The sequence below is a fragment of the Qipengyuania sp. GPGPB31 genome (assembly GCF_038396345.1).
GTDB classification, from domain to species: Bacteria; Pseudomonadota; Alphaproteobacteria; order Sphingomonadales; family Sphingomonadaceae; genus Qipengyuania; species Qipengyuania citrea.
On sequence record NZ_CP149572.1, the window covers coordinates 1,565,002 to 1,590,340 of the forward strand.

The following is a 25,339-nucleotide window of genomic DNA, read 5'->3' on the forward strand; positions in this document are numbered from 1 at the left end:
GTGAACCGGATCAGTAGTCGTAGCCGACCCGGAAACCGACCGTCAGCGGACGGTTGGTGGTGATCCGCGCACGGTCGTTGACGTAATTGCCCGAGATCTGCGCGCGCTCGTCGAACAGATTGTCGCCGAAGACTTCGAACTTCCAGTTGTTCGACATGACGCCGGCAGCGAAATCCACGACGGTGTAGCTGTCGAGCTCGAGCTTGTTGATTTCGACCACATCGGTGAATTTCGACGCCGAATAGCTGACCTGCGGCTGGACATAGGCTTCCAGCGTATCGGACAGGTCCCATTCGTAGCGTACGCGCAAATTGCCCTGGAAGGACGGGGCGAATGCGAGGTCCGAACCCGCGACGACGTCGTTGGTCGGGATCAGCACTTCGGTGATCTCGGTGTCGAGGATCGAGAATGCCCCTGCAACGGTCAGACCCGGCGCCGAATAGGGCGCGAAGGTGAAGTCCGCTTCCACGCCCTTGATCTCTGCATCCGCGGCGTTGGCCGAGAAGAACAGATTGGTGATCGAGGGGTCGAAGATGGTGGTCTGCAGTCGGCTGATGTCGACATAGAAGGCGCTGCCGTTGAAACGCACCTGACCATCGGCGAGATCGAGCTTCCAGCCCAGTTCGTAGTTCTTGACCTCGTCGGTCTCGAGTTCGAACGGGACGGTGAAGCCGGCACCATTGGTCGCGCCGCCCGGACGGTTGAGCAGGCCCGGACGGAAACCTTCCGAATAGGTCGCGTAGAACAGCAGGTCCTGCGTCGGGGTCAGGGTCGCCGTGGCCTTGTAAATGACCCCGTCGGTCTTGGCAGCGTCAGGCGCCCGAACCGCATTGAACACCTGCTGAGCAGCGACTGCAGCTTCATCCACGGCAGTGTTTGCATTGTCCAGAGGAGCAAGAGCCGCCCGAATGTCCGCGAGCGAATTATCGAGAGTGAAGGTCTGGCGCAGCGAAGCGTCGCACGAACCGATGAAGGTGTATTCGCCGTCACCGTCGTACAGATCGTTGAGATCGGTGCCGAAGGCGTTGGCATCGGTAGCCGCGCCGCTGTTGCAGAAGCTGCCGTTCGCGCTGCCTTCGAAATCGACTTCGATGTCGTAATACCGCGCGCCGAGCGTGACTGTCAGCAAGTCGGGTACGATGTCGAAGCTGGCTTCGCCGAAAATGCCGAACTGTTCATCGGTACGACGGATGTCGTTGCGGAAGATCGTGTCGGCGGGGAACGGGCCGGGATCGGTGGTGAACCCTTCCTGCGGGAAGTTCGGCGCGAACGGGCCGAAGGGCTGCGCAAGGACATTGCCCGGATAGGCGAAGTCATTACGTTCCTTCAGCTCGAGGTCCGAATAGAACCCGCCTGCGGTCACGCGCCAGCGGTTTTCCGCCGGCGTGCTGAAGCGCAGTTCCTGCGTGAACACGGTCGTCTTGCTGGCCGAGGTCACATAGAGATTGGGCGCCTGGCAGGTCCCGCTCGGATCGGCCGCGCCGGGATAGCTGACGCTGCCGTCACAGATGTAATAGGGCAGATACTGACCGACGAAGAGATAGTCGGAATAGTCGACGCGCTGTTCGGTTTCGCGGTTGGTGTAGGCGCCGGTATAGACGACATCGAGCATCGCCAGGCGGCCTTCGACCGTCCAGCTGGTGTTCGAGAAATCGTCTTCGAGGCGGTCTTCCTCGTAGCGCTGGATCTCGAGGTCATCGAGACCACCGAGTTCGGGATCGGCGAAGAACACGCCATCGCTTTCGACGCTCTGGCGCGAATGCGCGACCGTCACCGTCCAGTCGGGCGTGACTTCCCACAGCGCGGTCGCACGGAAGCCGGCATATTGCGTGTCGTTGAAATCGTCTTCGACCATGCCGGCGTTGTCGGCATTGATGAAGTTCACGTTCGACAGGTCGGCGCCGGTCTGGATGCCGCCGCGCAGCGGGCTGACGGGCACGCCGTTCGAACGGACGGTCCCGGCCGGGCGGAAGCGCGCGCTTTCGCTGGCGTTGCGGGTGCCGGCGACATTGTCGATGTAACCGCCCTGGTCGTCGAGATAGAAGACCCCGCGCAGACCGAATGTGTCGGTGACCGGCACGTTGATCATCGCATCGGCCTTGTAGCTGGTTTCGCCGCCCTTGGTGAAGGACACGCCGGCATTCACGCCCGCATCGAAGCCGCCGAGATCGGGCTTGTTGGTGATCAGGCGAACGACGCCCGCCTGCGAACTGGCACCGAACAGCGTACCCTGCGGTCCCGACAGCACTTCGATCCGCGCAAGGTCGGCGGCATAGACGTCGAGGTTGCGGCCCGGCTGTGCGAGCGGCTGTTCGTCGAGATACATCGCGACGTTGGGCGCGAGGCCGGCGACACCGGCGGTGGTTAGATTGGGCGTGGTCGAGGCCAGGCCGCGGATGTAGATGGTGTTCTGGCCCGGCCCGCTGCCGCCTGCTGTCACGGTCGGCAGCTGTTCGAGGTAATCCTCGAAGGTGTCGATGGCGAGCTCTTCGAGCCCTTCTTCACCGATCGCCGAAACCGACACGGGAACATCCTGCAGGTCTTCGCTGCGCTTTTGCGCGGTCACGATGATGACGTTGACGCCGCCCTGCCGCTGTTCGGCTGCAGGAGCCACGTCCTGCGCGGCCACGGGCGCTGCGGTTGCGATAGCCAGCGCGCCAAGCGACGCGCCGCTGACGAGATATTTCATGTCGGGGATTCCCTCATTCTCGATTAATGCTCGGGTGCCGGCTCACAGACCAGGGTCCGGCTGGCAAAAAGACGGGCGCGAATTCACTGGAGAACCGTCGCCTCGGGAGCCAATAACAAGGCAAAGGAAAGGCGGCCACCGTCCAGCGGGCCGCTGCGCAAGATCAACCGCAGGGCTGTTGCATCAAAACAACATTCAAATCTTCGTCCCGCGTTACTTTGAGAACAGTCCATGTATGAAGCAAATATTCATTTTTTGGACTTGTTCTATTCAAATGCAGTTCTCACGGTACTATTGGATGACCAAGTGCAATTCAAATGACGGCCAGACTGCACTGCTGGGCTCCGCCAAGAAGGCGGCGCATTAGTGCTCGCGTTACTTGCCCTCGGCCGCTTCCGCGCATCCCTGGGCCGTGGTCGGCACGCCATGGTGCTTGCGGAACAGGTCGTAAATCACCGCCTTGAGGATCGCGACCCCCATGATGGCGACGACAAAGCTGAATGGCAGCGCCCCGATGATCATTGTTATGCGGATCGCATCGATGCCCCCGAGGATCAGCATGCTGCCGACGACGAAGGCCAGCGCCACACCCCAGAACAGGATGTGATGGTTGCGTTCGCTTTCGCTTTCCCCCGCCCCATTGATCGTGTTGACGATGAGGATCGCGCTGTCGGCGGAGGTGATGAGATAGGTCATCAACAGAAGGACGACGAGGCCCGACACGACAGCGGCGACAGCCGGATCGAGCAGGACTGCCAGCGTCGCGAAGAGCTGGTCCGACATCGCTGCGTTGACGATGCTCCCCTGCGCTGCGCCGCTTAGCTCGAGATCGATCGCGGTTCCCCCGACCATGGCCATCCAGAAGAAACACATCAGCGACGGCACCAGCACCACGCCGAACACATATTCGCGGATGGTGCGCCCGCGCGAAATGCGCGCGATGAACATGCCGACGAAGGGGGCGAAGGCAATCCACCAGGCCCAGTAGAACACCGACCAGTCGAGCTGCCATTGCACCAGCGCATCCCCGAATTCGCCGCCTGCGTCGAACAGCGTCAGCGAGTTGGGCACCAGCGTGCGCAGGTAATCCCACACGCCCACACCCAGCAACTTGAGGCCGCCGAACGCCGAGCCGACGATTGCGAACAGGGCAAGCAAGGCGAAAGACAGCCCCATATTGAGGTTCGAGAGCCATTTGATCCCGCGGCCCACGCCCGAAAGCGCGCTTATCGTCGAAGCCCCGACGAGAACCAGCAGCGACAGGATGACCGCCGCGATCGAGGAAGAACCGTCCGGATCCAGCAGCCAGTCGCCCACACCCAGCCGGGCGAGACCCATGACGAACTGCTCCACGCCGATCCCCATGGTAACCGCGACGCCCAAGATTGTCGCCACTACGGCCACGATATCGACCAGGTGCCCCCAGACGCCCGACAGGCGCAGGCCGAACAGCGGCGCGAGCGCCGAACGGATCGTCAGCGGCAGATTGCGGCGATAGGCGACATAGCCAATCGCCAGGCCGACCAGCGCATAGGTACCCCAGGCTGCAAAGCCCCAGTGGAGAAAGGTGTAGATATAGGCCGGACGCACCGCTTCGGCGGTCCGCGCGTCCACCAGGCCGCGGATGATGTCCGGATTGTTCGAGAAGTGCGCCAGCGGTTCGCCGGTCGAATAGGTGAGCATGCCGATCCCGATGCCCGCGCCGAACAGCATGGCGAACCAGGAGAAGCGACCGAACTCGGGCTTTTCACCCGGATTGCCTATCCGCAGCGTACCCGATTGAGGGAACAGCGCGAGCACGAAGCAGGTGAACATCAGGAAAGCGACGAGGTAGACGTACCAGCCGGAGAAGGTGGCGATGATGCTCGAATTGGCCGCAGACAGCGTTTCGCTGGCGCTGACCGGGAAGAAGATCGCCCACATGATCAGGAGGGAGACGATCACCTTCGACGGGATCGTGACCTCGCGGCTGAAGCCGTCGTAAAAGCCGCGCGACGCGGTCTTGATGGGTAAGTCTATCAGCGGAGGATCGATTGGATGATCGGGCTCTGCTGGCATGTCGTCTCCTGCGCAAGCGCACCGGGGTGCGGCGCGATTTTGTCTGACTTTTTGGGGGAATCCCTGGACCGACCATAGAAAGGGTTCGGCGATATGCAAACCCGTTGTTCCCCTGATAGCAAAAGGGCTGCCCCTTGCGGGACAGCCCTTTTGCGCGCTTCGCTGCGACCTTGGCCTAAGCGGCCTTGGTCGCCGGAGCCGTCGAAGTCTTAGGCGGGGAAGCACTGTCGCTGCCCTCCTCGCGCTTGTCGAGGACGCGCTTGGCGACATAGCCGCCGACGCCCAGGGCCAGCATTGCGGGCAGGCTCATGCGCCGCAGGACTGTGGTGGCGACGACACCCAGTGCCGCGCCGCTGGCGCCGCCAATGCCGCCGGTCTGCTTGGCGAGCCTGTCGCCGACGAATGCTCCGATTACCTTGCCGATCATATCGTATCTCCTTTGCCAGACCAACGGCCCCGCACGCCCGCGGTTCCGCGATCGCAGGAGCTAGCTGGCGATGCCCCGGGTCAGCAACATGTTGGCCCGGCGCGCGATTTCTTCGAAGTCCGGATCGCCTTCGCGGCCCCAGATGACGTAGCGCAGGCCCAGGAAAACGTTCATGCCCATCACGGCCCAGGCCTCGGGCGTCCCCAGCCCCGGCGCGAACTCGCCGCTCTCACCGCCCAGCTTCAGGCGCTCTTCGATCCTCGAGCCGATGGTCTCGTAATGCGCGCGGTAGCTGTCCGGATCGACGAATTCGGCCTCGTCGATAATCCGGTAGATCTCCTTATGCTCGGCAGCGAACTCGAGAAAGGCGCGCAGTGCCACTCGCTCGATCTCCAGCGCCCCCATCGATGGGTCGAGCGCCTCGCGCGCAGCCTTCCCGACACCCGCGCTCATATCCGATACGAGCGCACGGAAGACCGCATCCTTGCTGTCGAAATAGGTATAGAAAGTGCCAAGGGCGACGCCTGCACTGCGGGTTATTCCGCTGATCGAGGCTTCGTGAAATCCCTTCTCGGCGAATTCGGTCGCAGCCGCATCGAGCAGTTTGCGCAAGGTCTTTCGGCCCCGCTCGGTACGCGGCGTCTTGTCGCCCTGGCTGTGCGTTGCGGCCACTGTTCGCCCCCTTCGAATAGATTGCTTGCCTAGCAAATCGCATCCTCCGCGCAACAACAAACTTGAAAGGTGGTTCAGGTTTCAGTATCAGCTTGCTGCATAAGACAATCGGGAGGGAGAAACCGAAATGCGTCCGACACAGATTCTTACCGCCAGCCTGCTGTGCGGCGCGGCGACCGCGGCACTTGCCGCGGCTCCTGCGCAGGCTCAGTCCGCCGACACGGAGCCGCTGGAGGCTGCGCCGGCGACGGCTGCAGAGGATGTCATCATCGTCACCGCACGCCGGCGTGAGGAGCGACTGGTGGAGGTGCCGGTGGCGGTCACCGCGATCAGCGGCGAAGAGCTTTCACGGCGCGGCGCGCTGGACATCACCGATGTCGGGCAGAGCGTACCCAACGTCACGCTGGAGGCCAGCCGAGCCACCAATTCGACGCTGTCGGCCTTTATCCGCGGCATCGGCCAACAGGACCCCGTTTCGGGGTTCGAGCAGGGCGTCGGCATCTATCTCGACGACGTCTATCTCAACCGGCCGCAGGCTGCGGTGCTGGATATCTACGATGTCGAGCGCATCGAGGTGCTGCGCGGGCCGCAGGGCACGCTCTATGGCCGCAACACGATCGGCGGGGCCGTAAAATACGTCACGCGCCGCCTGCCGCAGGATCCCTCGGTGCGCGTTCGCGCTACCTACGGCACTTACGACCAGGCCGAAGGCGTGATCACCGCTTCGGCACCGATCAGCGACCTGGTCCGCGTCGGCGGCTCGGTTGCGCGGCTTTCGCGGGGCGGTTTCGGCGACAATCTCACCACGGGCCTCGAAAACTACAACAAGGATATCTGGGGCGGCCGTATGAGCCTGGAGGTGGGCGGCTATGGCGAACCTGCCTTCATCCGGATCCAGGGGGACTATACCAAGGACAGCAGCGATCCGCGTGGTGGCCACCGGTTGATCCCCGGGCTGGTATCCGGCGCGCCCGTGCTCGACAATGTCTTCGACACGCGCGGAGCGCTCAACGATCCCGAACAGGAAGTGGAATCCTACGGGCTGGCGATGCACGCAGAAGTCGAGCTGAGCAGCGCGCTGACGCTGCGGTCGATATCCGCCTGGCGCAAGGACGACAGCTATTCGCCGATTGATTTCGATGCGCTTCCGGCGGTCGATCTCGATGTGCCCGGCGCTTACCTCAACGAGCAGATCAGCCAGGAATTCCAGCTGCTGTGGGACGATGGCGGCGCGTTCGCCGGCCTGCTCGGATTCTACTATCTCGACGCGAAGGCGGACACGCTGTTCGATGTCCGCATCTTCACCACTTTCGCCGGGCTGACCGCGTTCACACAGGCAAATGTCGACACCGAAACCTATGCCATCTTCGGCGATCTCACCTACGATCTGACCGATCAGCTCAGCCTGTCTCTCGGCGGTCGTTACACTTGGGATGAACGCAGCGCCGAAATCCTGCGGCAGAACTATCTCGGCGGCGGTTCGCCCGAATTCGGCGGCGCGGGTGTGCCCTTCGGAGCGGCAAGCACCGATTTTCAGGGTAGCCGGCAGTTCAAGAAATTCACCCCGCGGGCCTCGCTCAGTTTCATGCCGACGCCCGACCACAATATCTACGCCAGCTATTCGAAGGGCTTCAAGGGCGGCGGCTTCGACCCCCGCGGGGTCGGCACCAACGCCCCGGCAGCCACACCGGGCGCACCAACCGATGCGGAAGTCGCCGCCTTCCTCAGCTTCGCCCCCGAAGAGGTCGACAGCTACGAGATCGGCTACAAGGGCAGTCTCGGCATTTTCAACATCGCTGCCGCAGCCTTCTATGCCGACTACACCGACGTACAGATTCCGGGTTCCGTCGCGTGCGAAGTGGGCGGCCTGCCCAGCTTCTGCGGCGTGGTGTCGAATGCCGGCAAGGCGACGTTCAAGGGGCTCGAACTGGAAGCCAGCGCCCGTTTCGGCGGCGGCTTCGGCCTTGCCGGTTCGCTGGGCTATATCGATGCGCAATACGACGAATACATCACCAATATCGGCAACACCCCGACCGATGTCGCCGCATTCCGCGTCGTCCAGAACACGCCAGAGGTAACCGGCAGCATCACGGCCAGCTACGATACGCCCGTGGGACCGGGCGATCTCTATCTGGGAACGACGCTGTCCTATCGCAGCAAGACCAGCCAGTTCGAAATCCCCAACCCCTATCTCGACCAGGGCGGCTACGCGCTGCTCGATGCGAGCATCGTCTACAGTGCCCCCGACGATCGCTGGAGCGTGGGCGTTTACGGGAAGAACCTGCTCGACAAGGAATACAAGACCAGCGGCTATACCTTCGTCGCGACCGATCCGGTCACCGGCGACATCGTCAATGGCGCCAACGGTTTTCCCGTCCCGACGCTCGGGCCAGAAGGCACGCTGACGGCGTTCTACGGCAACCCGCGGCAGGTTTTCGCCACGCTCACCTTCAACTACTGAGCGGCCGCAATTCCAAGAGGGGCGGGGTCTGCGTACCCCGCCCCTTTCGCATGGCTATTTGGCGAGCCGCGTGCGCGCCGCCGCGGTGGGTGCGCCGACCGGTATGCCGAAGGTTTCGGTGTAATCGGCGAACCGTTCGTTCACCTCGTCTTCGCGCAGGCCGAACTCGGCCAGGCTGTAGCGATGCGGGTGCCGCTTGAGCCGGGCCGAACGGTCGAGATAGTCTTCCATCCCCGCGACAGCGGGTTCCATCTCGAGATCGAGGAAGCGGTAGACGCGCTCCATCGTGCCGCGCCAGTCGGTTTCCATGTCCTCGTACTGGACGTCGATCATCCGTTCGCGCGGGATCGCGTCGCGCGCGGCGCGCATCCGGGCGACCATGGTCGCGGTCTTGCCCAGCCAGTCGCGGCCGGTCTGCGCGGGATCGTTGTGATCCGAATAGATGATGGTCTGGTTCCAGGCGAGCGAGGCGGCGCTGCCGACCACCTGCTTGGGATCGCGGTGGGTGAAGATCAGCCGTGCATCGGGGAAGACCTCGAGCAGTGCGGGCAGGTCGAGCATGTGCTGCGGGGTCTTGAGGATCCACGGGCGCAGCGAACTTTCCTGCTGCGACCAGCCGATCAGGCGCAGCAGGTTGGCCATGTGCCGGTATGCGGGAATGGCGCTCTCCTCGTGGCACCATTCGGCATAGGACGGCACGTTCCACTGCGCTTCCCACTTCATGCCGTACATCGACGCGGCAACGAGGCCGAGTTCCTCCTCGGGTTCGTAAGGGCCGGTCGGATGGATCGACAGCGTGCGCGGGTTGGCGAGCCGCGCGACCTTGAGGATGCGCGCGGCCAGCTTGGGCCGGAAGTCCTCCGCCTCGCCGGCTAGGACCTGCTCGAACCCGGGCCGCGGCACCGGGCTGATGGTTTCGAAACTGCGCAGGTGGGCAAAGCGCTGGTCGGCCGCGAGCAGGCGGTGAAGCCGCGTGGTACCCGATCGCATCGGGCCGACGATAACCACCGGGTTCTTGAGCGGCCGGGCGAGGATTTCCGGGTGCCGCTTGAACCACATCTGCGTGTAGAGCCGGTCGCGCAGCACGTGGTGAAACATCTTCATGGCGGAAAATTCGCCCGCCGCGTTGAGCTGGGCTTCGCGTTTCACGCTGTCGAGCAGGACTTCCAGGGGGCGTTCGAACCAGCGATCGCCGAAATCGTCGAGCCCGGTGGCCTGTACGGCCTCTTCCATAAGGAAGTCCTTTTCCAGCCGCGCCGGGTCCATCAGCCCCAGTTTGCGTCCGCCCCGGATCACCCCGTCCGCAATATCGATAAAGCGCGTGCGGCGCGGCGGCTGGATCGGCTGGTCGTTCAAGCTGGCAGCCCTTTCAAGCTCTTCGATGTCCCCCTGAACGTCCGGGGCCTAATGCGGTGCCCGCAAAAGGACAAGGTCGCCCCGCGGGAAGTGGCTGGCCAAGCGGGAAGCGAAAAGGCATAGGCCGGGCCATGCACGACATCGCTTACATCCGCAGCAATCCGCAGGAATTCGACGCCGCCCTCGCCCGCCGCGGGGCCGAACCGGTGGCCGACCGCATCGTTGCGCTCGACGCGCACAAGCGCGAGGCGACGACCAGGGTCCAGCAGGCGCAGAGCCGCCGCAACGAAGCGTCGAAAGCGATCGGCCAGGCGATGGGTCAGGGCGACAAGGACAAGGCCGAAGCGCTCAAGGCCGAAGTCGCGGAGATCAAGGCGTCGATGCCCGAATGGGAAGAGGCCGAACGCGCTGCGGCGGCAGAGCTCGACCATCTGCTGGCGACTTTGCCCAACCTCCCCGCGGCCGATGTGCCCGACGGCGCGAACGAGAGCGACAATGTCGAATTGGCGCAATGGGGCGAGAAGCGCAGCTTCGATTTCGAACCCCGCGAACACGCCGATATCGGCCCCGCGCTCGGAATGGATTTCGAGACCGGCACCAAGCTGTCTGGCGCGCGCTTCACCTTCCTGCGCGGCGACATCGCGCGGCTGCACCGTGCGCTGGCGCAGTTCATGCTCGACAAGCAGACCCGCGAGAACGGCTATACCGAATGCAACCCGCCCGTGCTGGTGGGTGACGAGGCGATGTACGGCACCGACAAGCTGCCGAAGTTCGCCGAGGACAGTTTCCGTACCACCGATGATCGCTGGCTGGTCCCGACCTCCGAAGTCCCGCTGACCTATTCGGTCGCAGGCGACATCCTTCCAGATCTCGCGCAGCCGATCCGCCTGACCGCGCATACGCTGTGCTTCCGCTCCGAAGCGGGATCGGCGGGCCGCGACACGCGCGGCTTCATTCGCCAGCACCAGTTCGAAAAGGTCGAGATGGTCAGCATCTGCCTCCCCGAGGACAGCGATGCGGAGCATGAGCGCATGACCAAATGCGCCGAGGGCATCCTCGAGGCGCTGGACCTGCCCTATCGCCGGATGCTGCTGTGTACGGGCGACATGGGCTTCGGCGCGCGCAAGACCTACGACCTCGAAGTCTGGCTGCCCGGGCAGGGTGCCTATCGCGAGATTTCCTCCTGCTCGAACACGGGCGATTTCCAGGCGCGCCGGATGAATGCGCGCTATCGCCCCGAAGGCGAGAAGAAGACCGCTTTCGTCCATACGCTCAACGGCTCGGGCCTCGCGGTCGGCCGGACGCTGGTCGCGGTGATGGAAAACTACCAGCAGGCCGATGGCAGCGTCGCCGTGCCCGAAGCGCTGGCCCCCTATATGGGCGGTGTCACCAAACTGGAGCCTGCAGCCTGATGCGTATCCTTCTGACCAATGACGACGGCATCCACGCCCCGGGCCTCGCCGTGCTCGAGAAAATCGCGCGGCAGTTCTCCGACGATATCTGGATCTGCGCGCCCGACGAGGAACAGTCGGGCATGGGCCATGCGCTCACCCTCACCCGGCCCGTGCGCCTGCGCAAACATGGCGAACGCCGCTTCTCGGTGACCGGCACGCCGACCGATGCAGTAACCATGGGCCTGCGCAAGGTAATCGAGGCGCAGCCCGACGTGATCCTGTCCGGCGTCAATCGCGGCGCGAACCTGGCCGACGACATTACCTATTCGGGCACGGTCTCGGCGGCGATCGAGGGCGCGCTGGCGGGGGTGCGCTCGATCGCGATGAGCCAGGTCTATACCAAGGAAACCCGCAACAGCGATTCCGCCTTCGCCGCTGCGACCGAATGGGGCGCCAAGGTGCTGGGCCCGCTGCTCGACACGCCGCTGCCCAAGCGTACGCTGGTCAATGTGAACTTCCCCCCGATCGCGCCCGATGCGGTCAAGGGTATTCGCGCGGTGCGGCAGGGGTTCCACGACTATTCGCGCGGCACGGTCGTCGAAGGCCGCGACCCGCGCGGCTTCCAGTACTACTGGTTCGGGCTCGAGGCGATCGAACATACGCTCGACCATGGCACCGATCTCGAAGCGATCGACGATGGCTATATTGCAGTGACCCCGCTCCAGCTCGACCTGACCCACCATTCGTCGCTGGGCGCGCTGGCAGCCCGGTACGAGAGCTGAGTGCACGCTATGCTATTGACCCTGCGGATTTCCGCGCGCACCTAGGCCGGGCATGAGGAGCGACAAACAGGTCGACCGGATCGCCGCAAGCACGCGGGTGCGGACTTATCGGGGGCCCCGTTTCCAGCCCCTTCGCCGTGCAGTGAAACTGCCCGTATGGGGCGATCTCGGCATCCGGCTGGGCGCGGCGCTGTTCCTCATCTTCATCGTGATCATGGTCCATTGGTGGGACCGCGAAGGGCTGGTCGACAATCTCGACGGCGAGGTCAGCTTCCTCGACGTGGTCTATTTCACCATGATCTCGATCACCACCACGGGGTTCGGCGACATCGCCCCGATTTCGGATCGCGCACGGCTGGTCGAAGCAGTGATCGTGACACCGATCCGGTTTGCGGTGTTCTTCATTTTCGTCGGCACGGCCTATAACTTCATCATCAAACGCAGCTGGGAGAAATGGCGGATGGCCCGCATCCAGGAACAGCTATCGGATCACATCGTGGTCCTCGGCTACGGCATCTCCGGCTCGGAAGCGGTCGGCGAGCTGATCGAACGCGGCACTGACCCGAGCTGCATCGTGGTCATCGACCCCAGCGAGGACCGGTTGCACGAGGCCGAAGCGCTCGGCTGCAACATCATGGCCGCGGACGCCACCCGCGACCAGACGCTGAAGGCGGTTCGCATCGCCAAGGCGCAGAACGTGCTGGTGTCCGCAGGACGCGACGATACCACGATCCTGATCACGCTGACCGTGCGCGCGCTCGCACCGCATGTTCCGATCAGCGCGGTGGTCCGCGCCGACGACAACGAATCGCTCGCGCGGCAGGCGGGCGCGAACAATGTCATCAACCCGGTCCGCTTTACCGGGCTGCTGCTTGCCGGCAGCGCCAAGGGCGAACATATCGCCGACTACCTCGCCGATCTTGCCAGTGTGTCGGGGCGTGTCCAGCTGGTCGAGCGCGAGGTCACCGCGGCCGAGTGCGGCAAGGCGATCGGCGAGCTGAACACGGGCGGGCGCGGCCTGCGCGTCTATCGCGACGGCAAGGCGCTGGGCTTCTGGGAAGCCGAATGCCAAAAACTGCAGACCGGCGACATCGTGGTAGAAATCGTGCCGACCACCAATGGCGAAACCAAGGGCGATGGCCACGACCGGGACGACCAGGGCGACGACTGAGCCCTAGCGGAAGAGCAGGAACACCCCGCCCATCGCGGCCATGCCGACGATGAAATGGCCCGCGTCGATCAGGAAATGGCGCAGCGTCTTGCGCAAGTAGAGGTAATTTATCCCCAGCGCCGGGGCCATGACCGTGGCGCCGAAGCCGATCGCCATCATCATCACGGCCCGGTCGCTTGCGCCGCTGCGCGCGATCCCGTGCCACAGCGTCAATGCTATCACCAGTTCGGCAAGGAAGGTCAGCCCGAAGATCAGCGGGAGATTGCCGCTGCGGATCTTTTCGTCGCTGAGGCTGGCAGCCTTTTGCCAGGCCTTGGCGAACAGCACCCCGTACCAGAGCGCGCCGACCGCGAAGAATGCGAGCGCCCCAAGCAGAACCGCCAACCAGTTGATTTCGCCCATGTCCCGTATCCCTCGCGCCTTTCGATGCGCAGGAAGCTAGCGTAAATCGGCTTACGCGTGTAGGGGCGCGCGCAATCATGAGCACGACCACCACCGCAATCCCCGACCAGAAGAAGGTCGGCATGGTATCCCTCGGCTGTCCCAAGGCACTGGTCGACAGCGAGCGCATCCTCACGCGGTTGCGCGCCGACGGCTATGCGATGAGCGCCGATTATGCCGGGGCCGACGTGGTGCTGGTCAACACCTGCGGCTTCCTCGATTCCGCCAAGGAAGAGAGCCTGCAGGCGATCGGCGAGGCGATCGCGGAGAACGGCCGCGTCATCGTGACCGGCTGCATGGGCGAAGAAGCCGACGCGATCCGAGCCGCGCATCCGCAGGTACTGGCAGTGACCGGCGCGCATCAGTACGAACAGGTCGTCGATGCAGTGCATACGCACGCCCCGCCCAGTCAGGGGCCCTATGTCGACCTGATCCCGCAGCCCGACATCAAGCTGACCCCGCGCCACTACAGCTATCTGAAGATTTCGGAGGGCTGCAACCATTCCTGCGCCTTCTGCATCATTCCTGACCTGCGCGGGAAGCTGGCCAGCCGGCGGATCGACGCAGTGCTGCGCGAAGCCGAGAAACTCGTTGCCGCGGGCACGAAGGAACTGCTGGTCATCAGCCAGGACACCAGCGCCTACGGTGTCGATACGCGGCACGAGGAACGGCTGTGGAAGGGCCACCCCGTCCGCGCGCATATGACCGACCTCGCGCGCGAACTGGGCCAGCTCGACATCGGCGGCGGCACCCCGCCCTGGGTGCGGCTGCACTATGTCTATCCCTATCCGCATGTCGACGCGGTCATCCCGTTGATGGCAGAAGGCCTGCTGACGCCCTATCTCGACATTCCCTTCCAGCACGCGAGCCCCAAGGTGCTGCGCGCTATGCGGCGCCCCGCAAACGAAGCCAAGGTGCTCGAACGGCTGAAGGGCTGGCGCGAGATCTGTCCCGAGATCGCGATCCGCTCCAGCTTCGTGGTCGGCTTCCCCGGCGAGACCGAGGACGATTTCAAATATCTGCTCGACTGGCTCGAAGAGGCGCAGCTCGACCGGGTTGGCGCGTTCCGCTTCGAACCGGTCGATGGCGCGCGGGCCAACACCCTGCCCAACCCGGTGCCCGAGGCCGTCAAGGAAGAGCGTTACGCAAGGGTGATGGAAGTTACCGAGCGGATCAGCGCTGCCAAGCTGGCCGCCAAGGTCGGGACGCGCATTCCCGTGATTATCGACGAAGTCGGCGAACCCGATGAGGATGGCGATATCGGGGCAACCGGCCGCAGCCAGGCGGACGCCCCCGAGATCGATGGCGCGGTCTATTTGCGCAACGTCCCGCAGAGCCTCGCGGCGGGCGATATTGCAACTGTCTCAATTGAGGACAGTGACGCGCACGACCTGTTCGGCGCGGTAGCCTGATAACGCGGCGGCGCCGCTAGACGCGCGTGCTTCTGCGCGGCGGCAAGCGCGGAAACCTTTCGGATTAAACGATAAGTTCTGCGCGCGCGGGCTGACGGCGGCTTATTGCCCCGCAAAGCGTTAACGGCGCTCGTTCGAGTTTCATTTACTTTCGCAACCGGCTGGCAAGCTGGCTTGCCGTGGTTTCGCGGCTGCGGCATCAAATCTTTCTTAAACCTAAGAGCGGCATAAGGGCGCTCAATGGGTGAAACACGCATCTCAAGACTGGCAGCGCCAGTGCTCGTCCGCGGACGATCGCTTTTCAGCGGTCGCCTGTTCGAGCGCTTGCGTCACGTCCTGTGGGCGGCGCTGATCAGTCTGGCGCTCTACGCTGTGTTTCTGCTCCAACCAATCGACCAGTTTTTATGGCTTTTCCAATCTCGCGTAGCGGACCGGAACCCAACTGGCGACGTTGTCTTCGTTTCTTCGAATGAAGCCCTGAACGATACCGACAACCCGCAGACGCGTTTTCAGGTCGCAGCAGCTTTGGACGAACTCGATCGCCAGGGCGTGGGGAAAGTCTTTCTCGACATTCCATTCTCCACTTCAGAAAACGCGGCCGCCGACGCTCGCTTGGCTCGAGCGATTGCAGATTTGGGTCCTCGGATATCCCTCGTCGATCGGATACTAGAGGGCCCGACCGGCGAGAGAATTCGTCGTACTACTTCACCGACAATCGCTGGCCCCGCGACCCGAGTAGTCTCTGACCAAACCGATCGCGACTGGTACGGTTTCGCATGGCGACTGCATTATGCGTATCAAAACGACGGGCGGGTAACACGATCCCTTGGGGCCGCTATCGCAGGGGTGGAAGGCAACCCGAATGAAACATTCTCGGTGGACTACGGGTTCGCCGTCGATCGCATCCCCACGCTTCAACTCGATGAGCTGTCGGGTAACGCTAGAAGCCTGTCAGAGCTCGCCGCAGAAGTTACTGGAAAAACTGTCGTAATCGGACACTCAGGCTTGGTGGCTGGTAGCCAGCAGCCAATGCCCCGCAAGATGGATGCGGCCGTCAGTTACGTTGACATATACGCGGGCGAATCGCTTAAGGCAGGACATACCGGAAGCTTGAGAGGGCCTATCGTACTCTCTTTCTTCGCGGCACTTCTATTGATTTCAATAGTCTTTAGCCGAGCTCGGAGACAGCGCTGGGTCGCCTATTCCGCGACCGTGCTCGTTGCCCCGGCGCTTTTGTACGCGGCAGCGAAGATCGGCATTCGTCTCGAGCTTTCGTACGCGCTGACTTTTCTGGCGATCTATGCAGCTTTGCGCTCGAGAATGCGATGGAAACGTCGGGTCGAAATGGTCAATCAGGAAACCGGGCTGGCGAAGCTGCGCGCTTTGGAAGCCCGGCTCATTCGTGACTCGGTGACCAATGGCCACATCGTCATCGCCAAGATTCAGAACTACGAGCGCGTGCTTAAGACACTGAGGGCCGATGACAAGGGCAGCTACGTGCTCAAACTCGTCGATCGGCTGCGCGCTGCCGATAGCAATTTGGTCGTTTACAGCGACGGCCACCATCTCGGCTGGCATGTCGCAAACGACGACACCGATGCAGTGGTCGAGCACCTCGAAGGGCTTCGCGCCATATTTGCCGCCCCGATCCAGGTAGGTGGATTTTCGGTCGATGTCGGCATCACATTCGGCATCGCCGGTGTCGAAGGCGACCCTTCTGCCCGATTGGCGGCTGCGGTTGCTGCAGCAGAGGAAACCTCCGAAGCGCACAATCCGATTGCGATTGCCGAAACCGGTTCGCAAACCGACCTGCTGTGGGACATTTCGCTGCGGGCGCGCATCGACGATGCGATGGAAGCAGGCGAGATTTACTGCGTCTATCAGCCCAAGATCGACCTTCAGTCAAACGCAGTCGTCGGGGTGGAGGCACTGGTCCGCTGGCACGATCCGGCACGCGGCTTTATCTCGCCAATGCATTTCATTCAGCAGTGCGAAAAAGCCGGACGGATGGAACATCTCACGCGCTACGTGCTGCAGAGCGCATGTTCCGCCGGACAACTCCTGCATTTCCGCGGGCATATGATTTCCATGTCGGTCAATATTTCGGCCACCCTGCTCAGCGACATGCGAGTGGTCGGCCTCGTGCGAAATGTGCTGCAGGCCACCCGTTTCGATCCCTGTTTTCTGACATTGGAAATTACCGAGACCGCGCGCATTTCGGACCATGAAGTAGCTGCGACCATTCTCAACGAATTACGCTCTATCGGCGTGCGCATCTCGATGGATGACTTTGGCGTTGGAGCCGCGAATTACGAAGCCTTTTACGAGCTGCCGTTCGACGAGATCAAGATCGACCGCATGTTCGTCGCGAATATTGCGAAGGATCCCAAGGCCCGCGCTATCGTGGCCAGTATCGCTGCCATGGGGCGCGGAGCCCGAATCACTGTCGTCGCCGAAGGGCTCGAGAACCCGCAGGATATCCCAATGCTGCAGGAAGCCGGTTGCCAACAGGTTCAGGGGTTCGCGTTCTCGCGCCCCCTCTCATTATCCAATTTGCTTGAATATCAGGAGCTTGCCCCCGAGCAAACGTTATCAAACATAGTTTAGACTTTACAAACATACATGGTTAATGGCACTTAACTCTTGAGCAATCAGGAGTTGTGATCATGTGGAATATCTGGGAATGGCTGTTCGACGGTTGATCGAACACGACTAGAATTACGAAGGGCCCCTTTCCGGGGCCCTTTTTCGTGGTCGCGCCGCAGCGGCTTGCTCGTGGAAACGAAGCTCCCGGCAGCTCGTTGATTGATAATGCCGCCAATCCGCCCCTGTGCTTCGCTGTTCTGCCCTGGTGGAAACACTCGTACGATCTTTACTCCGAAGAATAGGAATGCAGCCGACTGGCATGCCGGCTCCTGCACTGATAACCGCTGCAGCAATGGATATCGCTGCATGATCCCCCGGTCCTTCGCATGAACCTGCCTGCAGATCGCTTGCTGCTGTTCGGCGCCACCGGGGACCTCGCCCAGCGCATGCTGCCCCCTCGCTCTGTGCGCTCGACGCCGACGGCTTGCTCGACAACGATCTCAAGATCGTCGCCACGGCACGTTCCGAAATGTCGACACGCGACTATCGCGACTTTGCGCGCGCCGCGCTGGAGAAATACCTTCCCGATCACCGCCGCGGCGGGGTTGCCGAATTCCTCAACCGGCTGAGCTATGTCCCCGTCGATGCCACCACGCGCGAGGGATACGATGCCTTGGCGACCGAAGTCGGCGCATATGACAAGGGGCTGGCCATCTTCCTTTCGACCGCGCCCAGCCTGTTCGAACCCACGATCGAGGGTCTCGTCCACGCCGGCCTGACGCAGGGCAATGTTCGCATCGGGCTCGAAAAGCCGCTGGGAACCGACCTCGCCTCGAGCGAGGAGATCAACGACGCCGTCGCCAAGGCGTTCAGCGAAGACCGCATTTTCCGTATCGACCATTACCTTGGCAAGGAAACGGTCCAGAACCTGCTCGCCCTGCGCTTTGCCAACATGCTGTTCGAGCCGGTCTGGAATGCGACATATATCGACCATGTGCAGATCACCGTTGCCGAGACGGTCGGCCTCGAATCGCGGGTGGCCTATTACGACGACAGCGGCGCGCTGCGGGACATGGTGCAGAACCACATGCTGCAACTGCTGGCGCTTGTCGCGATGGAACCGCCGACCAGCTTCGATGCAACAGCGGTCCGCGACGAGAAGGTAAAGGTGCTGCGCGCGCTGCGCCCGATCGCGCGGGAGGAGACCGTTACCGGGCAATACCGCGCCGGTGCCGTCGAAGGCACCGCCGTGCCCGGCTATGACGAGGAACTTGGGAAGGACAGCGATACCGAGACCTTTGTGGCCTTGAAGGCGCATGTCGACAACTGGCGCTGGAAGGGCGTTCCCTTCTACCTGCGGACGGGCAAACGGCTGCCCGAGCGCGTGACCGAAATCGTCGTCCAGTTCCGCTGCGTTCCGCATTCCATATTCGAAGGACGCGGCGCCAGCACCAAGCCCAATCGGCTGGTGATCGGGATCCAGCCCGAAGAGAATGTCCAGCTGTCGATGATGGCCAAGGTCCCCGGGCTGGACCGCGACGGTATCCGGCTGCGGCAGATCCCTCTCGATATCGCCATGCCCGACGCGTTTTCGGGTACGGTCCGCAGGATCGCCTACGAACGGTTGCTGCTCGACCTGATCGAGGGCGACCAGACGCTGTTCGTGCGCCGCGACGAGGTCGAAGCGCAATGGGAATGGATCGACGCCATTCGCACCCTGTGGGAGCGCGAGGACATCAAGCCGAAAGCCTATGGTGCGGGCAGCTGGGGTCCCAGCGCCGCCATCGCCCTTGCCGAACGCGACGGAGTAAGCTGGCATGACGAATAAGCCGCTCAACGACACGATCCACCGCGTGACCCAGCGCGTCATCGCCAATTCACGCGACAGCCGCGCCGCCTATCTCGACCTGATGGACCGCGAGAGCGAGCGGCAGGTCGATCGGACGTCGCTGTCCTGCTCCAACCTCGCCCACGCATTTGCCGGGGCCGAGGAAGACCAGGCGGCCATCATGGCAGCCAAGGGCCCGAACCTGGGTATTGTCACCGCCTACAACGACATGCTGTCGGCGCATCAGCCCTATCACCGCTATCCCGAACGCATGAAGATCTGGGCGCGCGAAGTCGGCGCCACTGCGCAGGTCGCCGGCGGCACGCCGGCCATGTGCGACGGTGTGACGCAGGGCGAAGCGGGCATGGAACTGTCGCTGTTCAGCCGCGACACGATTGCCCTGTCGACCACTGTCGCGCTCAGCCATGCGATGTACGATGGGGTCGCGCTGCTCGGCATCTGCGACAAGATCGTCCCCGGCCTGCTGATGGGCGCGCTGCGCTTTGGCCATCTGCCTGCCATTTTCGTGCCCTCGGGCCCGATGGGGACGGGTATCTCGAACAAGGAAAAGCAGCGCGTGCGCCAGCTTTATGCCGAGGGCAAGGCGACGCGCGAGGAATTGCTTGCCAGCGAAATGGGCAGCTACCATTCGCCCGGCACGTGCACTTTCTACGGCACTGCCAATTCCAACCAGATGATGATGGAGATGATGGGTCTCCATGTCCCCGGAGCGGCGTTCATCCAGCCGGGGGCGAAACTGCGGCAGCAACTCAGCCGCGCTGCCACGCATCGGCTGGCCGCCATCGGCCAGGCGGGCGATGATTTTCGTCCGCTGAGCCGCGTGGTCGACGAAAAGGCAATCGTGAATGCGGCGGTCGGCTTGCTGGCCACGGGCGGGTCGACCAATCACGCGATCCACATCCCGGCCATGGCGCGGGCGGCGGGCATCCGTTTCGACTGGACCGACCTGTCGGAACTATCGTCTGCAGTCCCGCTGGTTGCGCGCGTCTATCCCAACGGCGCGGGCGATGTGAACCACTTCCACGAAGCCGGGGGAATGGGTTTCGTCGTCGGCACGCTGCTCGAGGAAGGACTGGCGCATGCCGATATCCTCACCGTGTGGGATGGCGGATTCGAAAGCTACAGCCGCGAACCGGGCGTCGATGGCGACGGCGACACGCTGGTCTGGCGCGACCCCGGGCCGTCCGGCGACAGCGACATGCTTCGCCCGGCCTCGGCACCGTTCCAGGCCGACGGCGGGATGCGGCTGGTCGAAGGCACGTTGGGCCGCGCCTGTTTCAAATCCTCGGCCGTCGAACGCGAACGGTGGACCATCGAGGCGCCGTGCCGCGTGTTCGACACCCAGCGCGCCGTCAATGAGGCCTTCACGAGAGGTGAACTCGATCGCGACGTGATCGTCGTGGTCCGCTTCCAGGGGCCGCGCGCCAATGGCATGCCCGAGCTGCACAAGCTGACCCCCGCGCTCGGCGTGTTGCAGGATCGCGGCTACCGCGTCGCCCTGGTCACCGATGGCCGCATGTCGGGGGCATCGGGCAAGGTGCCGGCGGCCATCCATTGCACTCCGGAAGCGCTTGGCGGCGGGCCGCTCGCCAAATTGCGGGACGAAGATGTCATCCGCATTTCCGCCGCCACCGGCGAGCTGTCCACCACCGCCGATCTCTCCAGCCGCGAGCCTGCCGAGGCGCCGCCGCCCGAGACCGGCATGGGCCGCGAATTGTTCGCCATGTTCCGTGCCGGCGCCGACGGCGCCGAACAGGGCGCTTCGGCCATGCTGGCGATGGCGGGCCTGTGAGCACCGACCTCGTCACTGTCGATATCGGCGGAACGCATGCGCGCTTCGCTATCGCCACGATCGGTGAAGATGGCGCGATCACGCTGGGCGAACCCGAGACGCTGCACACCGAAGACCATGCCAGCTTCCAGACCGCCTGGGAGGACTTCCGCAAGCGCATGGGCGGGACGCTGCCGCCGCGCATCGCCATGGCGATTGCCGGACCGGTCGGCGACGATGTCATTCGGTTCACCAACAATCCATGGATCATCCGCCCGGCGCTGGTCCGCCAGAAACTGGGCGTGGACGATTACTGCATCGTCAACGATTTCGAAGCGGTGGCCCACGCAGTCGCGCGCGCGCCCGAGGACCAGTTCCTCCACCTCGCGGGCCCCGACCAGCCATTGACGGACGACGGCACGATCAGCGTAATGGGCCCGGGTACCGGGCTCGGCGTCGCGCATCTCTGGCGGTCATCTGGCGAATACCGCGTCCAGGCGACCGAGGGCGGCCATATCGATTTCGCCCCGCTCGACACTATCGAGGACGCGATCCTCGCGCGGCTGCGCAAACGCCATCGGCGGGTGTCGGTCGAACGCGTCGTTTCTGGTCCGGCCATTGTCGACATCTACGAAACGCTTGCGGCGATGGAAAATCGCAAGACGCGCGAAGAGGACGACATTGCGATCTGGACCCGCGCCCTGGAGGATGGCGAAGGCCTGGCCGCCGCGGCGCTCGACCGGTTCTGCCTGTCGCTGGGTAGCGTGGCCGGCGATATCGCGCTGGCGCAGGGCGGTTTCGGGGGCGTCGTGATCGCCGGCGGTCTTGGGTATCGCCTGCGCGACCATCTGCCCAAATCCGGCTTCGCCCAGCGGTTTCGCGCCAAGGGCCGCTTCGGCGAACTCATGGCGACCATTCCCGTAAAATTGATCACCCACCCCCAGCCCGGCCTGTTTGGCGCGGCAGCTGCCTTTGCCAGGAACCTGCGATGACCATTGCCGATATCATGCAGACTGCACCGGTCATTCCGGTGATCGTCGTGGACGAAATCGAGCAGGCGCGACCGCTTGCGCGCGCGCTTGTCGCGGGCGGGCTGCGCGTGCTCGAAGTCACGCTGCGCACCCCGGCAGCGCTCGGCGCTATCAGCGCCATGCGCGAAGTCGACGGCGCGATCGTGGGCGCCGGTACGGTGACCAACCAGCAGGAGCTGGCCGACGCGATCGCGGCAGGGAGCGAATTCATCGTATCGCCCGGACTGACCGAACCGCTGGGCAAGGCCGCGATTCGCGAAGACATTCCCTTCCTGCCCGGCGTAGCGACTGCAGGCGACGTCATGCGCGGGCTCGATTTCGGCCTGACCCACTTCAAGTTCTTTCCCGCGATGGCCGCTGGCGGCCTGCCCGCGCTCAAGGCGCTGGCAGCTCCCTTCGGCCAGTGCCGCTTCTGCCCGACCGGAGGGATCACACTCGCCAATGCGCCCGAATGGCTGGCGTTCGATCCGGTGCTGTGTGTCGGGGGCAGCTGGGTCGCCCGCGCGGGGCCGGTGGACGAAACCAATGTATCCCACCTCGCCCGCGAAGCTGCCGACCTCTCGCGTTAAGGGTTCGGTGCCGAGTGTGCGAAAACGGCACGCGGCGGCAGGCATAGGTGGAAAATTCACCTCTTTATGCGCATAAGGTGCGCATGGATGTCATTCTGAAATGGATCGGCGGGGGCACAGTTGCGGCTGCGCTGGTGCTTTCCGGTATCGCCATCGGCGGCAGCGCGACCGCGGAGCGCGAGGTCGTGACGACCGAACGGGATGCGCCGCAGCCTGTCGCCAAGCCGCTTGCCCCGCATGGCGCGATTGCAGCCAAGGCTGTCGCCGATGCGAAACGCCTCTACACCGTGCGCCGGGTGCTGCCGATCGACGGTCCGATCCGCTATGGCGAGTGGCACTGGGACGACGAAGGCGTGCCCGAAGGCCCGCTGCTGGTGACGGTCGACCTGCAGGCGCGGGTCATTTCGATCTTCCGTGGCGGCTACGAAATCGGTGCCGCCGCCGTGCTGCTGGGTACCGATGAGCATCCCACGCCCACCGGTGTCTTCCCGATCCTGTGGAAGCAGCGCCACAACGTGTCGGAGAAATACGGCAACGCACCGATGCCGTGGAGCATGTTCCTGACGAGCGACGGCGTGGCTATCCACGGCGGCAGCGAAGTCGAAAACGGATACGCCAGCCACGGATGCATCGGCGTGCCCGATCCCATCGCCGAGCGGCTTTTCGCGATTGCGAAAGAGGGCGACAAGATCGTGATCACCGACGGCGCACGGCTGGGCCTGGGCGACGCCATCATCTGATCGCGCTACCCGCCGCGACGCGGCGGCTCGGGGGTACAGACGTACCGGTCCGAGCGTCGTTCGATCAGCACGCCGCCGATGTTGCCGCGCGTACCCATCGTTTTGAGGAACGCCTGCGCCTCCCCCGTGGAAACCGTCCCGCCCAGGGTCCGCACTGCCCTTGCGATCAGCCTCGCGGCAAGATCGGGCTGTGAGGGGACGGGAATTTCGACCTTCTGCCCGCTTTCGACAGCCGCGGCATTCCAGAGTTCTTCGGCCAGTGACTCCAGGGTCTGCTCCGCTTCGGACAGGTGTGCGGCGCTGCGGGCAAATGCCTTGCGGTCGATCCAGTCCACTCCGGCGATCTGTTGCCTGATCCGCACCCGGTCGTATCGGTCGTCGCGATTGCTCGGGTCCTGAACCACGGGCAGGCTTAGACAGCCCACGACGGTTTGCAGCTCACCCTTCGTGAAGCCCAGCAGGGGGCGCAAGACGGGGACGGGACAGCCCTCGATTTCCGCTCGCGCGCGAATGCCCGCGAGCCCGGCCAGCCCGCTCCCCCGGTTGAGCCGCATCAACAGCGTTTCGACCTGGTCGTCCGCATGATGCGCGGTCGCGATGGCAGCAAGGCCGCATTGGCCTGCCCAGCGGCCCAGCGCTGCGTAACGCGCCGCGCGCGCGCGGTCCTGGCGATTGCCTTCTGCCACGGTGATTCGCAGCGTCGTACACGGGATCGACCGCTCTGCGCATACGCGCTCGACCAGCGCGCACTCCTCGGCAGCCTCTTTCCGCAGGCCGTGATCCACGGTCGCGACCTCGACCGCCCCATCGAAGCTCGCGGCTGCAAGACCCAGCAAGGCCATGCTGTCGGGACCACCGGACACCGCCAGCCCCAGTTTGCCTTCCGGGCGAATGGCGGCAAGATCGGCCCTGAAGCGTGCTAGCAGCGGCGGGTCGATCGCCGGGTCAATCGCAGGTCACCTTGGCGCGATTGGCTTCATACTGACCCTGCAGCCGTCCGGCGGCCAGTGCGGGATAGGTTTCGGAAAATTCGGCCAGCGCGATGCAGGCGCGGCGGGTGTCGTCGAGCGCGATCATCGCCTTGGCCAGATACAGCAGGCTGTCACCGGCGCGGGCGCCCGTCTTGTCTTCCTGATAGTTCTTGAGGAACCAGGGCGCGGCTTCCTTGGCCTTGCCGTCGTCCAGATAGGCGCGCCCGAGCAGGTTGCGGCCATAGGTCGTGCGCCAGTGATCCGGGTGCTGTTCGACGAACATGGTCAGCTGCTGCTGCGCTTCGGGGAAAAAGCCGGCATCCCACAGACGGAAACCGTAGGAGTATTCGTCGTCTGCCGGATCCTCGGTCTGCGGCTTGGCAATCGCCTGCACTGCGGCCAGCCGTTCCGCGCTGGGGCCCGACGCCTGTGTCGCCGCGACCGTTCGCGCGGCGCCAGCGCTGCCCGTCGTCGCGGCCATGCCACCGGCCGGTGCGCTCGCCGTGGTACGGGTACCCGAGGCTTCCAGAGCGTCGATGCGTTCGGTCAACTGACGCAGCGCATTGGCGTTTTCCTCGTTCTGCGCGGTCTGCCGCTGGAGCTGCGCTTCAAGCGCGTCGAGCCGGGCGAGGATATCGGTCACTGCAGTGGTCGATGCCCCGGTGGTGCTTGGGCGGGTCGCCGGCTGGGCGCTGATCTCGGGCTCGAAGAAACGGCCGTCGCCGCCCGGGAATACCGTGCGCTGTAGGGCGCGCACTTCGGCTTCCAGCCGGCGCAGGCGCGCTTCGTCGTTGCCGTCCTGCGGCAAGGCGGGTGTGGCCGTGGCAAGCAGGGCGAAACCGGCCCCGAAGAACGACAGGTTACGGGCGAGCGATGCGAAAGTCATCGAGGGCTCCTGGTGGAAAATCGGTAGCGGAAGAAAACTGCCCTAGCGCCGCGTCGCTGTCGAGGGCGCGAGG

18 protein-coding genes and 1 pseudogene are annotated in these 25,339 nt (G+C 63.9%); 11 read left to right on the plus strand and 8 right to left on the minus strand.

What is annotated here, in order from left to right; translation table 11 throughout:
* Window positions 1-10: 10 nt before the first annotated feature.
* The 4 genes from WKH79_RS07980 to WKH79_RS07995 form a co-directional block, all read right to left on the minus strand.
* Window positions 11-2,689: a TonB-dependent receptor gene (locus WKH79_RS07980; protein ID WP_341858538.1), complete on the minus strand. Its 2,679-nt coding sequence runs from the start codon at window positions 2,687-2,689 to the stop codon at window positions 11-13.
* Window positions 2,690-3,064: 375 nt separating this feature from the next.
* Entirely contained in the window at window positions 3,065-4,747 is a 1,683-nt protein-coding gene (locus WKH79_RS07985) for a BCCT family transporter (RefSeq protein WP_050600858.1), read from the minus strand.
* Between the two features lie 175 nt (window positions 4,748-4,922).
* On the minus strand, window positions 4,923-5,174 hold the full coding sequence (locus WKH79_RS07990) for a hypothetical protein (protein ID WP_063506866.1): 252 nt from the start codon (window positions 5,172-5,174) through the stop codon (window positions 4,923-4,925).
* A 60-nt stretch (window positions 5,175-5,234) separates the two neighbouring features.
* Window positions 5,235-5,846, minus strand: coding sequence for a TetR/AcrR family transcriptional regulator (locus tag WKH79_RS07995; protein ID WP_156494010.1), 612 nt, complete (start codon window positions 5,844-5,846; stop codon window positions 5,235-5,237).
* Between the two features lie 127 nt (window positions 5,847-5,973).
* Between WKH79_RS07995 and WKH79_RS08000 the strand changes: the two genes are divergently transcribed.
* On the plus strand, window positions 5,974-8,307 hold the full coding sequence (locus WKH79_RS08000; protein WP_341858539.1) for a TonB-dependent receptor: 2,334 nt from the start codon (window positions 5,974-5,976) through the stop codon (window positions 8,305-8,307).
* Between the two features lie 54 nt (window positions 8,308-8,361).
* Here WKH79_RS08000 and WKH79_RS08005 read toward each other — a convergent pair whose 3' ends face one another.
* Complete coding sequence (locus WKH79_RS08005) at window positions 8,362-9,663, minus strand: sulfotransferase (RefSeq protein WP_341858540.1); 1,302 nt, start codon at window positions 9,661-9,663, stop codon at window positions 8,362-8,364.
* Window positions 9,664-9,794: 131 nt separating this feature from the next.
* Between WKH79_RS08005 and serS the strand changes: the two genes are divergently transcribed.
* Genes serS through WKH79_RS08020 form a run of 3 tightly spaced genes read left to right on the plus strand, consistent with a single transcriptional unit; the run spans window position 9,795 to window position 13,010 of the window.
* A complete protein-coding gene (serS, locus tag WKH79_RS08010; RefSeq protein WP_341858541.1) occupies window positions 9,795-11,075 on the plus strand; it encodes a serine--tRNA ligase in 1,281 nt (426 codons plus the stop codon).
* On the plus strand, window positions 11,075-11,839 hold the full coding sequence (gene surE / locus WKH79_RS08015) for a 5'/3'-nucleotidase SurE (RefSeq protein WP_063506863.1): 765 nt from the start codon (window positions 11,075-11,077) through the stop codon (window positions 11,837-11,839). Before serS ends, surE begins: the two co-directional genes overlap by 1 nt.
* A 52-nt stretch (window positions 11,840-11,891) precedes the next feature.
* The gene (locus tag WKH79_RS08020; protein ID WP_082835757.1) at window positions 11,892-13,010 is read left to right on the plus strand and encodes a potassium channel family protein; all 1,119 of its coding nucleotides are present in this window, start codon (window positions 11,892-11,894) and stop codon (window positions 13,008-13,010) included.
* A 3-nt stretch (window positions 13,011-13,013) separates the two neighbouring features.
* Here the strand turns inward: WKH79_RS08020 and WKH79_RS08025 are convergent, their stop codons facing one another.
* Window positions 13,014-13,412: a DUF1761 domain-containing protein gene (locus WKH79_RS08025; RefSeq protein WP_341858542.1), complete on the minus strand. Its 399-nt coding sequence runs from the start codon at window positions 13,410-13,412 to the stop codon at window positions 13,014-13,016.
* 77 nt (window positions 13,413-13,489) lie between these two features.
* Here WKH79_RS08025 and rimO point away from each other — a divergent pair, with 77 nt between their 5' ends.
* From rimO to WKH79_RS08060, 7 genes and pseudogenes are all read left to right on the plus strand, one after another.
* Entirely contained in the window at window positions 13,490-14,863 is a 1,374-nt protein-coding gene (gene rimO / locus WKH79_RS08030; protein WP_341858543.1) for a 30S ribosomal protein S12 methylthiotransferase RimO, read from the plus strand.
* A gap of 240 nt (window positions 14,864-15,103) precedes the next feature.
* Window positions 15,104-17,470, plus strand: coding sequence for an EAL domain-containing protein (locus WKH79_RS08035; protein ID WP_341858544.1), 2,367 nt, complete (start codon window positions 15,104-15,106; stop codon window positions 17,468-17,470).
* 365 nt (window positions 17,471-17,835) lie between these two features.
* A pseudogene (zwf, locus tag WKH79_RS08040) lies at window positions 17,836-19,277 on the plus strand (glucose-6-phosphate dehydrogenase).
* Window positions 19,267-21,090 (plus strand): phosphogluconate dehydratase, encoded by a 1,824-nt coding sequence (gene edd, locus WKH79_RS08045; protein WP_341858545.1) that lies wholly within the window; start codon window positions 19,267-19,269, stop codon window positions 21,088-21,090. Before zwf ends, edd begins: the two are co-directional and overlap by 11 nt.
* Window positions 21,087-22,061, plus strand: coding sequence for a glucokinase (gene glk / locus WKH79_RS08050; protein WP_050600869.1), 975 nt, complete (start codon window positions 21,087-21,089; stop codon window positions 22,059-22,061). Before edd ends, glk begins: the two co-directional genes overlap by 4 nt.
* The gene (eda, locus tag WKH79_RS08055) at window positions 22,058-22,669 is read left to right on the plus strand and encodes a bifunctional 4-hydroxy-2-oxoglutarate aldolase/2-dehydro-3-deoxy-phosphogluconate aldolase (RefSeq protein ID WP_341858546.1); all 612 of its coding nucleotides are present in this window, start codon (window positions 22,058-22,060) and stop codon (window positions 22,667-22,669) included. Before glk ends, eda begins: the two co-directional genes overlap by 4 nt.
* Before the next feature lie 83 nt (window positions 22,670-22,752).
* A complete protein-coding gene (locus WKH79_RS08060; RefSeq protein WP_341858547.1) occupies window positions 22,753-23,409 on the plus strand; it encodes a L,D-transpeptidase family protein in 657 nt (218 codons plus the stop codon).
* Window positions 23,410-23,414: 5 nt separating this feature from the next.
* Here WKH79_RS08060 and tilS read toward each other — a convergent pair whose 3' ends face one another.
* Window positions 23,415-24,272 (minus strand): tRNA lysidine(34) synthetase TilS, encoded by an 858-nt coding sequence (gene tilS / locus WKH79_RS08065; RefSeq protein WP_341858548.1) that lies wholly within the window; start codon window positions 24,270-24,272, stop codon window positions 23,415-23,417.
* An 82-nt stretch (window positions 24,273-24,354) separates the two neighbouring features.
* The gene (locus tag WKH79_RS08070; RefSeq protein WP_341858549.1) at window positions 24,355-25,266 is read right to left on the minus strand and encodes a hypothetical protein; all 912 of its coding nucleotides are present in this window, start codon (window positions 25,264-25,266) and stop codon (window positions 24,355-24,357) included.
* Window positions 25,267-25,339: the final 73 nt, after the last annotated feature.